This is a genomic window from Polaromonas naphthalenivorans CJ2 (assembly GCF_000015505.1).
GTDB lineage: Bacteria > Pseudomonadota > Gammaproteobacteria > Burkholderiales > Burkholderiaceae_C > Polaromonas > Polaromonas naphthalenivorans.
Window position 1 is genome coordinate 972,091 of the sequence record NC_008781.1, and the last position, 12,834, is coordinate 984,924.

16 protein-coding genes are annotated in these 12,834 nt (G+C 60.8%); 7 read left to right on the forward strand and 9 right to left on the reverse strand.

What is annotated here, in order from left to right:
* Complete coding sequence (locus tag PNAP_RS04595) at positions 1-633, forward strand: response regulator (RefSeq protein WP_011800333.1); 633 nt, start codon at positions 1-3, stop codon at positions 631-633.
* Between the two features lie 130 nt (positions 634-763).
* On the opposite strand, the gene PNAP_RS04600 is transcribed toward PNAP_RS04595, so the two are convergent.
* Together PNAP_RS04600 and PNAP_RS27840 are read right to left on the reverse strand one after the other, a co-directional pair.
* Positions 764-1,162, reverse strand: a complete 399-nt coding sequence (locus PNAP_RS04600; RefSeq protein WP_011800334.1) for a response regulator — start codon at positions 1,160-1,162, stop codon at positions 764-766.
* Positions 1,163-1,372: 210 nt separating this feature from the next.
* Complete coding sequence (locus PNAP_RS27840) at positions 1,373-1,699, reverse strand: hypothetical protein (protein ID WP_232290840.1); 327 nt, start codon at positions 1,697-1,699, stop codon at positions 1,373-1,375.
* Between PNAP_RS27840 and PNAP_RS04605 the strand changes: the two genes are divergently transcribed.
* The gene (locus PNAP_RS04605) at positions 1,586-3,538 is read left to right on the forward strand and encodes an AsmA family protein (protein ID WP_232290791.1); all 1,953 of its coding nucleotides are present in this window, start codon (positions 1,586-1,588) and stop codon (positions 3,536-3,538) included. The genes PNAP_RS27840 and PNAP_RS04605 overlap by 114 nt on opposite strands.
* Before the next feature lies 1 nt (position 3,539).
* On the opposite strand, the gene PNAP_RS04610 is transcribed toward PNAP_RS04605, so the two are convergent.
* The 3 genes from PNAP_RS04610 to gpmA form a co-directional block, all read right to left on the reverse strand.
* Positions 3,540-4,310 carry a HesA/MoeB/ThiF family protein gene (locus PNAP_RS04610; RefSeq protein ID WP_041376999.1) on the reverse strand — a complete coding sequence of 257 codons (771 nt, stop codon included), beginning with the start codon at positions 4,308-4,310 and terminating at the stop codon, positions 3,540-3,542.
* A 136-nt stretch (positions 4,311-4,446) separates the two neighbouring features.
* Entirely contained in the window at positions 4,447-5,886 is a 1,440-nt protein-coding gene (locus PNAP_RS04615; protein ID WP_011800337.1) for a S41 family peptidase, read from the reverse strand.
* Positions 5,887-6,136: 250 nt separating this feature from the next.
* Positions 6,137-6,889, reverse strand: a complete 753-nt coding sequence (gene gpmA / locus PNAP_RS04620; protein WP_011800338.1) for a 2,3-diphosphoglycerate-dependent phosphoglycerate mutase — start codon at positions 6,887-6,889, stop codon at positions 6,137-6,139.
* A 121-nt stretch (positions 6,890-7,010) separates the two neighbouring features.
* Here gpmA and PNAP_RS04625 point away from each other — a divergent pair, with 121 nt between their 5' ends.
* The 4 genes from PNAP_RS04625 to PNAP_RS04640 all read left to right on the forward strand — a co-directional run bounded on the left by PNAP_RS04625 (position 7,011) and on the right by PNAP_RS04640 (position 9,539).
* Complete coding sequence (locus PNAP_RS04625; RefSeq protein ID WP_041376524.1) at positions 7,011-7,421, forward strand: rhodanese-like domain-containing protein; 411 nt, start codon at positions 7,011-7,013, stop codon at positions 7,419-7,421.
* Between the two features lie 119 nt (positions 7,422-7,540).
* The gene (gene grxC / locus PNAP_RS04630) at positions 7,541-7,804 is read left to right on the forward strand and encodes a glutaredoxin 3 (RefSeq protein ID WP_011800340.1); all 264 of its coding nucleotides are present in this window, start codon (positions 7,541-7,543) and stop codon (positions 7,802-7,804) included.
* A gap of 168 nt (positions 7,805-7,972) precedes the next feature.
* On the forward strand, positions 7,973-8,440 hold the full coding sequence (secB, locus tag PNAP_RS04635) for a protein-export chaperone SecB (RefSeq protein WP_011800341.1): 468 nt from the start codon (positions 7,973-7,975) through the stop codon (positions 8,438-8,440).
* Between the two features lie 40 nt (positions 8,441-8,480).
* Positions 8,481-9,539: an NAD(P)H-dependent glycerol-3-phosphate dehydrogenase gene (locus tag PNAP_RS04640; RefSeq protein WP_011800342.1), complete on the forward strand. Its 1,059-nt coding sequence runs from the start codon at positions 8,481-8,483 to the stop codon at positions 9,537-9,539.
* 51 nt (positions 9,540-9,590) lie between these two features.
* Here the strand turns inward: PNAP_RS04640 and PNAP_RS04645 are convergent, their stop codons facing one another.
* The 3 genes from PNAP_RS04645 to panB are packed head-to-tail and all read right to left on the reverse strand — an operon-like array spanning position 9,591 to position 11,761.
* The gene (locus PNAP_RS04645) at positions 9,591-9,920 is read right to left on the reverse strand and encodes a cupin domain-containing protein (protein ID WP_011800343.1); all 330 of its coding nucleotides are present in this window, start codon (positions 9,918-9,920) and stop codon (positions 9,591-9,593) included.
* A 59-nt stretch (positions 9,921-9,979) separates the two neighbouring features.
* Positions 9,980-10,831 (reverse strand): pantoate--beta-alanine ligase, encoded by an 852-nt coding sequence (gene panC, locus PNAP_RS04650; protein ID WP_011800344.1) that lies wholly within the window; start codon positions 10,829-10,831, stop codon positions 9,980-9,982.
* A gap of 42 nt (positions 10,832-10,873) precedes the next feature.
* Positions 10,874-11,761, reverse strand: coding sequence for a 3-methyl-2-oxobutanoate hydroxymethyltransferase (gene panB, locus PNAP_RS04655; protein ID WP_157040211.1), 888 nt, complete (start codon positions 11,759-11,761; stop codon positions 10,874-10,876).
* Between the two features lie 345 nt (positions 11,762-12,106).
* Between panB and PNAP_RS04660 the strand changes: the two genes are divergently transcribed.
* The gene (locus tag PNAP_RS04660) at positions 12,107-12,361 is read left to right on the forward strand and encodes an SHOCT domain-containing protein (protein ID WP_041377000.1); all 255 of its coding nucleotides are present in this window, start codon (positions 12,107-12,109) and stop codon (positions 12,359-12,361) included.
* A gap of 44 nt (positions 12,362-12,405) precedes the next feature.
* On the opposite strand, the gene panD is transcribed toward PNAP_RS04660, so the two are convergent.
* A complete protein-coding gene (panD, locus tag PNAP_RS04665; protein ID WP_011800347.1) occupies positions 12,406-12,789 on the reverse strand; it encodes an aspartate 1-decarboxylase in 384 nt (127 codons plus the stop codon).
* Positions 12,790-12,834: the final 45 nt, after the last annotated feature.

The following is a 12,834-nucleotide window of genomic DNA, read 5'->3' on the forward strand; positions in this document are numbered from 1 at the left end:
ATGATAAAAATTGGAATTGTGGATGACCATGCCATTGTGCGTTCCGGACTGAAGCAGTTTTTCTCGGACCAGGTGGATCTGCGCGTTGTTGGTGAAGCAGCAAGCGGACGGGAAGCGATTGACCTGGTTCGCAATGTCGAACTGGACATTCTTGTCATGGATCTGTCCATGCCGGGTCAAAGTGGAATCGATGCGCTGGCCATGATCCGCGCCAAGGCGCCCGATGTCGGCATCCTGATCCTGAGCGGTTACCCCGAAGAGCATTACGCAGTCAATCTGATTCGTCAGGGTGCCAGCGGCTACCTCAACAAGGAATGCGACCCTTCTGAAATCGTCGATGCCATTCGCGTGATTTCCCTGGGCAAGCGCTACATCACGGCAGCCGTGGCCGAGTTGCTTGCGCAGCAACTGAATCGTCCCAAGGACGTGGCGGCCCACGAGCAGTTGTCCGAGCGGGAATTCCAGGTGTTTCTGAAGCTGGCCAAGGGTGAAACGGCAGGCGATATCGCCAAGGCGCTTTCGCTGAGCGTTAAAACCGTCAGCACCTACCGCACGCGCGTCATGGAAAAGATGAGTCTGGCCTCCAACAGCGACCTGACCTATTACGCCCTGAAAAACAAACTCATTGACTGAAGGACTGCGGCGCAAACCCTGGCGGTTTGTGCGCCGTCCGGGCGCAGGCTTCCCGATCAGGCATCCGGATTTCCTGACGTGCTGCGCCCTCAATACCCTGAAAAGTCGAAAACTCTGACAGTCCTCCGATTCAGGAGGAAGGTTTTTCGGCTTCAATGGAATTGTTTTGTTGAAGGCAGTACTCAACCAACGCATCAATTTCGTTGGATTTGTCGAACACCGCATCGACCCCAAGCTGGGCGCAACGCTGGCGAATGTCTGCGGTAGCGTAATTGCTGAGAACCACCACTTTTTGCCGTGATGGGCGATCCCGGCAAGCTGCAAGTACCCCCAGACCGCTTCCCTGCTTTAAAAACAAATCAACGATTGCCAGATCCCATTCCTGTCGGTTGGCGTTCAGCCAAGCCTTGCCGTCGTTTTCGGTTTCTGCCGTTCCCACGGCAATCACGCAGGCCAACTCTTCCAGAGTGCCAATCAGATTTTCACGAATGGTGGGGTTGTCTTCGACGATGTATGTTTTCAATCTCACGGCTCATATCCAGTTAACGGCGGCAGGAATTCGGTGTGAGTTGCGAAAAGCCCGCCAATGCGGCTAGCAAGAGCCGGAAATGCCAGCTTGTCTTGTTTCCTAATGTATCTTCAGATTGATGAATCATTGTGCCAGTGACGTTTGTTTGTATTTGTAGGGGTTTTCCGATGATTTCATGTTAATCAGATGTAGGCACCTGCCGACAGCCTTTCATCGCATTTGCCGACTGTCAAAAATTCGCATGTGGCCGACAGTCAGGCTCTGCGATTGAGTGTTTGCGCGCCAGTTGCCATGAGGATTTTTACGCATTGCCAGCCATTGCAGGCTCACGCTTGCTGAGCGGCCATCAACCCAGACCAAGGCATGAAAAATTCCCCGTTGAAATCCGCCTCCCTTCGCCATTGGCTGGCGGGTCTTGCCATATTGCTGGTTGTTCTTGTGTTGCTGCTTTCCTTTTTTCCCTGGGATTCGCTTCGCGGACCCATCAACAGATATGTGTCGGAGCAGTTGGGACGACGTTTTGAGATCACGAAACATCTGTCTGTGGACCTGGGGCGCACCACCACCGTCAGGGCGGAAGGTGTCGAAATCGCCAATCCTGAATGGGCGCATGATTCCTACCTGCTCAAGGCCACTGCTGCCGAATTCGACATCAATCTTTTGCCGCTTATTTTCGGAAAAGTGGTGCTGCCCCGGATCAAATTGACTGAACCCATGATTGGCCTGCAGATCGAACCCGATGGCCGGAGGAGTTGGGCGCTTTCTCGCGATACCTCGGACAAAAGTGCGGTGCCGCAGATCGGTGCTGTCGTGGTTGATCAGGGGAATGTCAGCTATCTTGCCAAGGCACAGGGCGCTGATCTGGATGTCCAGTTTTCATTGGCCCCGGAAGCCGGGAATGAATTGCCTTTGAGTTACAAGGCTATCGGGCAATGGAAGCATGAAAAATTTACCGCCAATGGACGCGCAGGAGGTGTACTGGAGTTCAGCCAGAATACCCAGGCATCCTTTCCACTTGAAGTCAACGCAGTCGCCGGAAGAACCAGCCTGAAGGCCAAGGGTTCGATTGCCAATCTTGCCGACCTGGCCGGCATTGATGCGACTTTTGACCTGCAGGGCCAGAACCTTGACGATCTTTATAACTTGCTGGGTGTGGTACTGCCATCCACGCCGCCCTACAAGCTTCGCGGCAAGCTCGACAAGAAGGACCAACTCTGGGTTGTCAGCCAGATTCAGGGTCTGCTGGGCAAGTCCGACCTCGGCGGATCGCTGAGCTTTGATCAATCTTCGGCGGTTCCGCTTTTGACTGGCAAGGTGCAATCCAGGGTCATGGATTTTGCGGACTTGGGGGCAGTCATCGGCATGGCGCCTTCTGGCGCTCTGGCACCAAAGAAACAAGCCGTGGCTGCTTCAAACATCAAAAAACCAGCGCAAGCCAACTCAAGCAGCAAAGCTTCACCAACCGGAACTGCGCCTGGCAAGGTGCTGCCGCGCACGCCGCTGGACGTGACCAAGCTCAAGGCCATGAATGCCGATGTCACCTATTCGGCGGCCGACATCCGGCATGTGAAGGAGTTGCCGCTGGACAAAGGCTCTGTTCACGTCAAGCTCAATGCCGGCGTGCTGCAACTGGAGCCGATTTCGCTCGGCGTGGCCGGTGGATCGGTGGCGGGCACCATCCGAATTGATTCCACGGTCTCCCCGGCGGCCTTTAACACCAGGCTCGATGTCCGGGCCGTGCAGCTGAACCAGCTCTTCCCTGCGGTTGAAACCACTAGAACCGGCCTCGGCAAAATGAGTGGTCAGTTCGACCTGAAGGGGCGTGGAAATTCGCTGGCCCAAATGCTCGGGTCGGCCTCGGGGGATGTGGCGGTCCTGATGGGTAAAGGCGAAATCAGCAACATCCTGCTCGAATTCATGGGCCTGGATGGCGGAGAGGTGATCAAGTTCCTGTTGCGCGGCGACCGCAATGTGCAGTTAAGGTGCGCCGCTGCCGCCTTTGACGTGAAGCAGGGCCTGATGAGCAGCCGGGCGATTGTGCTTGACACCAGCGACACCGTCATCACGGGACAAGGCCAGATCAGCCTGGCCAACGAAACGCTGGACATCCTGCTCAAGCCGGAGCCCAAGGACATGAGCATTTTGAGCCTGAGGTCGCCGCTGCGGATTGGCGGCACGTTTGCGCACATGTCGGCAGGGCCGGAGACATCGGCGCTGGCAGGGCGCGCAGGCATTGCCCTGCTGCTGGCCGCCATCAATCCCTTGCTGGCCCTGGCCTCAACCATCGAAACCGGGCCGGGCGAGAATGCCGATTGCGCCGCAATCCTGTCTAAAGCTGCCCATCCGGCCACCAACGCTACCACTGGAAAAAAGTGATTCAGGCGGCTGGCGATTCCGCTGCTTCAATGCCGCAGACTGCGCACGCCTTGTTGCGTGACAGTTTCATCTCGTTCCACTCCATGCCCCTGCCATCAAGCATCAGCAGCCGTCCGGTCAGTGGCGTTCCGATGCCGCACAGCAGCTTCAGGGCCTCGGCAGCCTGTACCGTGCCCACGATGCCGACCAGCGGTGCAAACACGCCCATGGTGGCGCAGCGGGTTTCTTCGGGCAGGTCTGATTCAGGAAAGATGCAGGCATAGCAAGGCGAGTCAGGACTGCGCGGGTCATAGACCGTGATCTGGCCATCAAAGCGGATCGCAGCGCCCGACACCAGCGGCTTGTCGTGCTTGACGCAGGCCCGGTTGATGGCGTGGCGGGTCGAGAAGTTGTCGGTGCAGTCAAGCACCAGGTCTGCCTGCCCGACCAGCCGGTCAAGTAGGGCGTCGTCAGCCCGCTGCGTCACCGGGATCACTTTCACATCAGGGTTGAGCGCGGCGACGGCCTGGAGCACCGATTCCGCCTTGAATTCACCAATGCGCGCGACCGTATGCGCAATCTGGCGCTGCAGGTTGGTCGCATCCACGCGGTCATGATCGACCACGGTGATGCGGCCAACGCCGGCGCTCCCCAAGTACAGGGCCACCGGCGAGCCCAGCCCGCCTGCGCCAATGATCAGCACATGCGAGGCGAGAAGCTTTTGCTGGCCTTCAATGCCTATTTCATCGAGCAGGATGTGCCGGGAATAGCGAAGCAGCTGTTCGTCGTTCATGGGAATGGAAAAATGAAAAACCGCCGGCATGTGCGGCGGGAGGTTGATGGCTGCGAAGTGTGAACCGTGAAGTGCAAATGAAGCAAAGCCCGTTCGAAACCGGACGGGCTTTGCCTGAACCAAGCGGTATGAACGCCTAGTTTTCTTTCTTTTCGTTCTTGGGCTCGACAACTGCCGTCTTGCTGACCAGCACCGGACGGCCCTTGAGCTGGTTGATGGCCTGGGCCAACTGGAAGTCCTTGTCGCTGCCCAATTCGGGCGGACGGCGCTGCTCGGGCGTTTTCTTGGCTTCTTCTTCAAGCCGTTTCATGGCTTCCTCGCGGGCTTTTTCGCGGCCCGGGTCTTTCAATTCAGCACCCTGTCCGCTGTTCAGGTGCTTTTCCAGGTCGGCTTCACGGGTACGCAATGCCGCAAACGGGCTGCCTTCGGCGGTTTCATCAATCATCACGTCGGGCACGATGCCGCGCGCCTGGATCGACTTGCCGCTCGGCGTGTAATAGCGCGCCGTGGTCAGCTTGATGCCCGTGTCAGGGCCCAGCGGACGAACCGTCTGGACCGAACCCTTGCCAAACGTCTGGTTGCCCATGATGGTTGCGCGCTTGTAGTCCTGCAGCGCGCCGGCCACGATCTCGCTGGCCGAGGCCGAGCCTTCATTGACCAGCACCACGAGCGGCACGGTCTTGAGTGCGGCCGGCAGGCGCTTGAGCGGATCAGCGCCATTGCGGCGCTGGTAAAACTCGGGCGAAGCCTTGTAAACGGACTTGCTTTCGACCAGCTGGCCGTTGGTGGAAACCACGGTCACGTTTTCGGGCAAAAAGGCCGCTGAAACCGCCACCGCCGCATCGAGCAATCCGCCCGGGTCATTGCGCAGGTCCAGCACCAGGCCTTTAAGCTTGGGTTCCTGCTTGTAAATCTGCTCAATCTTGACCACAAAGTCGTCAACCGTGCGTTCCTGGAACTGGCTCAGGCGAATCCAGGCATAACCCGGCTCGATCACCTTGCTGCGAACCGACTGGGTGCGGATTTCCTCGCGCGTGATGGTGACCGGAAAGGTGCGGCTTTCGTCCTTGCGGAAAATCGTCAGCATCACCTTGGTCTGGGGTTCGCCGCGCATTTTCTTGACCGCATCGTTCAGGCTCAGGCCCTTGACTGCAGTGTCATCAATGCGGGTGATCAGGTCGTTCGGCTTGAGTCCGGCGCGGTCGGCCGGCGAGCCTTCAATCGGCGACACCACCTTGACCAGGCCGTCTTCCTGGCTGATCTCGATGCCCACGCCGACAAAGCGGCCCGAGGTACCTTCGCGGAATTCCTTGTAGGTTTTCTTGTCGAAATACACCGAATGCGGGTCCAGACTGGCAACCATGCCGGAAATTGCATCGGTAATCAGTTTCTTTTCGTCCACGGGCTCGACGTAATCAGTCTTGACCATGCCGAAGACGGCCGCGAGTTGCTGCAATTCTTCGAGCGGCAAAGGTGCCATGCCGGCACGTGCAACCGCCTGCAACTGCACGGTCGTCAATGCCCCGGCCATGGCGCCGATTGAAATCCAGCCTGCTATCTTGAGCTTCTGACCCATAAAAATTTTCCTAAGCCTGTTGAGGAACCCGTGCTCCTTCGTATCAGAGCAATATACACCTTGGACACATATATGCCTGTGCAGTTCCGCAAGCTGCACATCGTGAGTCATTAAATATGCGGAGAAAGCCCGGTTTTTGCAAGACGCGAACGCAATGGTTACAAATAAGAGCAGCCAATGCGCCCGGTCGGGGCATTGGCTGACAGGCTCAATCGCCTGTTCGGCAGTTCTTTAGATGTTTTTTAGCGATTCATGCTGCAACGGCCTTGCCCTGCGCGCCCACCGCCGCAGCGGCTTTGGCGGCGGCTTCGCTGTCGCCCAGGTAGTAGCTGCGCAGCGGCTTGAGGTTCTCGTCGAGTTCATAGACCAGCGGAATGCCGTTGGGAATGTTCAGGCCGACGATGTCGCTGTCCGAGATATTGTCCAGATACTTCACCAGCGCGCGAATCGAGTTGCCGTGCGCCGCCACCACGATGCGCTTGCCTGCCTTGATGGCTGGGGCCATGGCTTCGTTCCAGAAGGGCAGGACGCGCTCCACCGTGTCCTTCAGGCATTCGGTCAGCGGCACCTGTCCGGGCAGCAGATTGGCGTAGCGCCGGTCGCTGCGTTCGCTGCGGGGGTCATTGGCCGCCAGCGGCGGCGGCGGCGTGTCGTAGCTGCGGCGCCAGACCAGCACCTGCTCGTCGCCGAACTTTTTCGCCGTCTCGGCCTTGTTCAGCCCCTGCAGGTCGCCGTAATGGCGCTCGTTGAGCCGCCAGCTGTGCTCCACCGGCAGCCAGGTCTGGTCCATCTCGTCGAGCACATGCCAGAGTGTGCGGGTGGCGCGCTTGAGCACGCTGGTATAGGCCAGGTCAAAGTCATAGCCTTCGGCCTTGAGCAACTGGCCGGAATTTTTGGCCTGCGCAATCCCGGTTTCGGTCAGATCGACGTCGGTCCAGCCGGTAAAGCGGTTGTCCAGGTTCCAGGTTGATTCGCCGTGGCGTATGAGCACGAGTTTGTACATGTGGGTAAGTTTGGAGGGAAATGAAAACAGGAAGGAATGGATTTTAAAAGCTGGCCTTCGGGCGAACTTCCGCCCCCATTCTAAAATCACTGTTTGCGTGAAAAACATACAAAGGTATTAAGTGAAATTTCTTATTGATAACTGGATGCTGATTTCGATAGCCATCGCTTCCGGCGGCATGCTGGTCTGGCCCCTGATTGCCGGTGGCATGAATGCCGGCGCGCTGAACCCTAGCGGGGCCGTGCAGCTCATCAATCGCGAAAAAGCCGTGGTGGTCGATGTGTGCGAGCCGGCTGAATTTGCCGCCGGCCATGTGAGCGGCGCCAAAAACGTGCCATTGGGCGAGCTTGAGGCCAAATTGCCAGCCGTGGTCAAGAACAAGGCCTTGCCCCTGATCCTGGTCTGCGCCAGCGGCGCGCGTTCCGGCCGCGCTGTGGCCATCGCCAAAAAACTGGGTTACGAGCAAGCCCAATCCCTGGGCGGCGGACTCAAGGCGTGGAAAGAAGCTAACCTTCCGGTCGAAAAAGCCTGAAAAGGCGCCAAGCCCGCGTGCCGGCCGGACTGCTGTTGATGCGTCGCTCCGGCATGGATGCGAATCCTTCCTTCGCTGCCGCGCACCTGCCGCGCCAGCACAGACCTTGAGAAAACCCCATGCAAACCGTCAAGATTTACACCACCGGCTCCTGCCCTTACTGCATTCAGGCCAAGCAGTTGCTCAAGGAGCGTGGCGTCACCGAACTCAATGAAATCCGTGTCGATATGCTGCCTGGCGAGCGTCAGAAAATGATGCAGATCAGCGGCCGGCGCACCGTGCCGCAAATCTTCATCGGCGCCACCCATGTCGGCGGCTGCGACGACCTGATGGCGCTCGACGGCCGGGGCGGCCTGATGCCGCTGCTATCGGCCGCAGCCTGAACAAGCCGCCTCCAGTCTGCCTTGCCCGACGGACCGGGCAGGCGATTTTCCCGGCGCAGAGCCTGAGATAATCCGCCTCGAACCGCCTGCGCCCAGCTCTTTCCGGGGCGAATGCGCAGGGGGTTTTCCATCCCATTCCGATTTCCAACACCTTGACGAAAGACCACCATGGCCGAAGCCAATCTTGACCCCGTATTCCAGATCCAGCGCGTTTACCTCAAGGATCTGTCGCTGGAGCAGCCCAATTCGCCTGAAATCCTGCTGAACCAGGAGCAGCCCGGCGTCGAGATCCAGCTTGGCGTGGATGCCAAGCCGGTGGCCGAGGGCCTGTTTGAAATCACCGTCACCGCCACCGTTCACACCAAGATCGAAGAAAAGACCGTGTTCATGGTCGAGGCCAAGCAGGCCGGCATTTTTGAAATCCGCAACATCCAGAGCGACCAGATGGGCGCGCTCTTGGGCATTGCCTGCCCGCAAATCGTCTATCCCTACCTGCGCAGCAACGTGGCCGACATCATCCAGCGCGGCGGTTTTCCGCCGGTGCACATGGCCGAAATCAACTTCCAGGCGATGTACGAGCAGCAGCAGGCCGAGGCCATGATGGCCACGTCTGAAGCACCACAAATCCTCGTTTGATGGTCCACGGGGCAGGCTGCGGGCCAACGGCCTGGCTGGCATGAAAATCGCGGTTTTGGGCGCTGGCGCCTGGGGCACTGCGCTGGCTGTGAATGCCGCGCGCGCCGCCGGCGCCGGCGTGACCCGGCACCAGGTGACCTTGTGGGCGCGCAATGCGGCGCAGGTCCAGGCCCTGCAGGCCGAGCGCGCCAATACCCGCTACCTGCCCGGCATTGCCTTGCCCGCCAGCCTGCTGTTGCAAGGCGGCGGCGAGGCTTCACTGGGCCAGGCTGTCAGCGGCCAGGATCTGATCATTCTGGCCACGCCGGTATCGGCCGCGCGCAGCATGCTGACGCAACTGAAGCATGCGGCTGTGCCCGTGGCCTGGCTGAGCAAGGGCTTTGAGGCTGCTGTTTTCGCTGAGCCGGCTTCGGCCTCGCTTGCAAAGCCTTTTGGGCTGATGGTGCATGAGGTACGGGCGCAGGTTGCTCCTGATTTAAGAGCGGGCGTGTTCAGCGGCCCGAGTTTCGCGCTGGAAGTGGCGCGTGGCCAGCCGACCGCGCTGGTCGCCGCCAGCGAGCATGCCGAGGTGCGCGAAGCGCTGGTGGCCGCCTTTCACGGCGCCAGCCTGCGCGTCTATGCCAGCGACGACATGGTCGGCGTCGAGGTCGGCGGGGCAGTCAAGAACGTGATGGCGATTGCCGCCGGGCTGTGCGACGGCTTGCAGCTCGGCCTGAATGCCCGGGCCGCCCTGATCACGCGCGGACTGGCAGAAATAACGCGGCTGGGCGTGGCGCTGGGCGCGCGCGCCGAGACGTTCACCGGCCTGTCGGGCCTGGGCGACCTGGTGCTGACGGCGACCGGCGACTTGAGCCGCAACCGCAAGGTCGGACTGCTGCTGGCGCAGGGCAAAACGCTGGCCGAAGTGCTGGAATCGCTAGGCCATGTGGCCGAAGGCGTTTACTGCGCCCGCACCGTGGTGCAGCGCGCCGCCAGCCTGGGCGTGGACATGCCGATTGCGCAAAGCGTGGTGGCCTTGCTCGACGGCAAGCTCAAGGCGTCCGAGGCGGTGGCGCTGCTGATGGAGCGCGAGCCGAAGACGGAACTCGACTGCTACTGAATCAATAGCTGCTTGCGCCCGTCCTGATTGCGCAAAAGGCTTATTTCACCATTATTTCCGCAGCACGATGGTCAGCAGCAGCGACGAATCGTGCACCGCCGTCAGGGCGTGATCCACGCCACCTTCAAGCCAGACCAGCTGGCCGGCCTTCATGCGCCGGGTTTGCCCGCCCGCCATCAGATCGACCTCGCCTTCCAGGCAGTGAATCGTGACTTCGCCCTTGACCCAGTGCGACGGCATGGTCTTGCCGGCCGGCATCACCAGGCGCATCACTTCCAGTCCGTCGGTCTTGAACAGCGCGACATTGCGTGATTCGCAAAGCTGTTTGCCCAAGGGTTGAACATCAACGATTTGTCCCGGTGCGGCGTGTGCAATGGCCATGGTGAAGTTCCTTTAAAACGGGTTGAATGCCCTGGAGCGTTTTATACATCAGCGCCGCCTCAAATCTCCAGGTTGTCAATCAGCCGGGTGTTGCCCAGCTTGGCGGCGCCCAGCACCACCAGCGGCACATCGGCCAGCGCGCCCTGCGGCGGCGCCAGGTCGGCGCGCCTGCGCACGGTCAGGTAGTCGGGCTTCCAGCCACGCCGCGCCAGTGCCTGCAGGGCCTGGGATTCAAGCGCTGCCAGGTCGGGCTGGCCGGTGGCCGCACGGGCCGCTTCGCCCAGCGCACGCAGCGCCCGGGACAGATGCACCGCTTCCTGCCGCTCGGCCGGGGAGAGGTAGCTGTTGCGCGACGACAGCGCCAGCCCGTCTTCGGCGCGCTGGGTTTCGCCGGCCAGGATCTCGATGGGCAGGGCAAACTGCTGCACCAGGCGGCGCACCACCATGACCTGCTGGTAGTCCTTTTTGCCGAAGGCGGCCACGCCCGTGGGCATGCCGGCGAACACGCACGAGAACAGCTTCATCACCACGGTGCTCACGCCAATGAAAAAACCGGGCCTGAAATGGCCTTCGAGGATGTCGCTCAGGTCGGTCGCCGGATGCACCTTGAAGGTTTGCGGCTCAGGGTACAGGTCTTTCTCGCGCGGGGCAAACACCACGTCGCAGCCGGCCGCTTCCAGCCGCTCGGCGTCGGCGTCGAGCGTGCGCGGGTAGCTGTCGAAGTCTTCATGCGGCGCGAACTGCAGGCGGTTGACAAAAATGCTGGACACGGTCACATCGCCCAGCGGCCTGGCCTGCCGGACCAGGGCAATATGTCCTTCGTGCAGGTTGCCCATGGTCGGCACGAAGGCCGGGCGCTTGAAGCCGCTGAGCTGCTGGCGCAACTCCGCAATGGTGTGGACGATGTGCATGGGGTCTCCTTGAGTTTTGAGTTTTTAAAAAGCGAGGGCGGTTTACCAGGCGTGGACGCTGTTGTCCGGAAAGCTGACGTTTTTGACTGCGCGCACATAAGCCTCCATGGCGCCGCGCACGCTGGGCGCGCCGTCCATGAAGTTATGGACAAACCGGGCCATCTTGCCCAGGTTCATGCCCAGCATGTCGTGCAGCACCAGCACCTGGCCCGCCGTGCCGCTGCCCGCGCCGATGCCGATGGTCGCGCAGTGGGTGAGCTGCTGGGTGACTTCGGCCGCCAGCGCCGCCGGCACCATTTCCAGCACCAGCATGGACGCGCCCGCATCCTGCAGCGCGCTGGCTTCGCGCCGCAGCAGGGCCGCCGATTCGTCGGTTTTGCCCTGCACGCGGTAGCCGCCCAGCGCATGCACGGTTTGCGGCGTCAGGCCCAGGTGGGCGCAGACCGGAATGCCGCGCTCGACCAGGAAGCGCACGGTTTCGGTGGTCCAGCCGCCGCCCTCTAACTTGACCATGTGGGCGCCGGCCTGCATCAGCACGACCGCACTGCGCAGCGCCTGCTCTTTTGATTCGTGGTAAGTGCCAAAGGGCAGGTCGCCAATCACCCAGGCCACGCCTTGCGAGCGGCGCAGGCCACGGGTCACGCATTCGGTGTGGTAGCGCATGGTTTCCAGCGTCACGCCGACGGTGCTGGAGAGGCCCTGGCACACCATGCCCAGCGAATCGCCCACCAGGATGCATTCCACGCCGGCGGCATCGGCCACAGCGGCAAAGGTGGCGTCATAGGCCGTCAGCATGGTGATTTTTTCGCCGTGCGCATGCATTTCGCGCAGGCGCGGCAGGCTCAGCGGCTTGCGGGCCGACGGCGTGGAGGCCGGTGGCAGCGTGCCATAGGCGGTGGCTGACAACGATTCAGAAGGGGCTTGGGACATGGTTACTGAGGTCATGGTTGGATCCGATGCACGAGATGCACGAGTCTAATGGGAGCGGGGTTCACTTCGAAACCGGGTATTGCCCTGCCTGGCGGGCCGCGCAGAGGCTACCTGGCGAAGTGTAGCCAGTCGCCTGGCGCAGGGTCGCGGCCAGCGATGCGGGTAAAACGGGTTCTGCTTGATTCAGGTCAACAGCGGTTTTGATGGGCGGGCCTATCTTGGCTTGATCTGTATGGTTTGAAAAAAAGGAGCCCGACATGAAGCAGCGCACAGTGATGGCGGCGCCGGGGTATTCCCGGCCTCGTGGCCGGGGCGGCCGCTAAGCCGCGCGAAGTGCTGCATGCCATGTGGACTCACATGATGGAGTGGGGCGGCAACTGGGGCTCGGACTGGGATCTGTTCGGACTGATGCATTTGCTCTGGTGGGTGGTCGTCCTGCTGGCCGTCATCGCACTCTTGCGCTGGGCTGTTGGCCGGGATGCGCGCGGCCTGCGCACCCCGGAAAAAGACCGGGCGCTTGACATCTTGCGCGAACGCTATGCGCGCGGCGAGATTGAACAGGCCGAGTTCGAGCAACGCAAGCGCGACCTCTGCGGCTAGACAAGCAGGCGTTTGGCGCTTGCCTGTCCTGGCCGGCAAGCGGCTCAGTCGGCCATCTGCACCGGGATGGTCGAGCGCTCTTCCTTGATGCGGTTGTCCGGGTTGACGAACACCAGCTTGGGGCTGAAGCCGGCGACTTCCTTTTCCTCGACCTGCGCAAAGGCGGCAATGATGACCAGGTCGCCGACCGCCGCGCGCCGCGCCGCCGAGCCGTTGACCGAGATGATGCGGCTGCCGCGTTCGGCGCGGATGGCGTAGGTGATGAAGCGCTCGCCGTTGTTGATGTTCCAGATGTGGATCTGCTCGTTCTCGCCGAGGTTGGCGGCGTCCAGCAAGTCTTCGTCAATGGCGCAGGAGCCTTCGTAGTTCAGCTCGCAGTGGGTCACGGCGGCGCGGTGGATTTTGGATTTGAGCAGGGTTCTGAACATGGTGGAAAGTCCGAAAATTCAAGGAAAGGAAAAACTGCGCTGCAT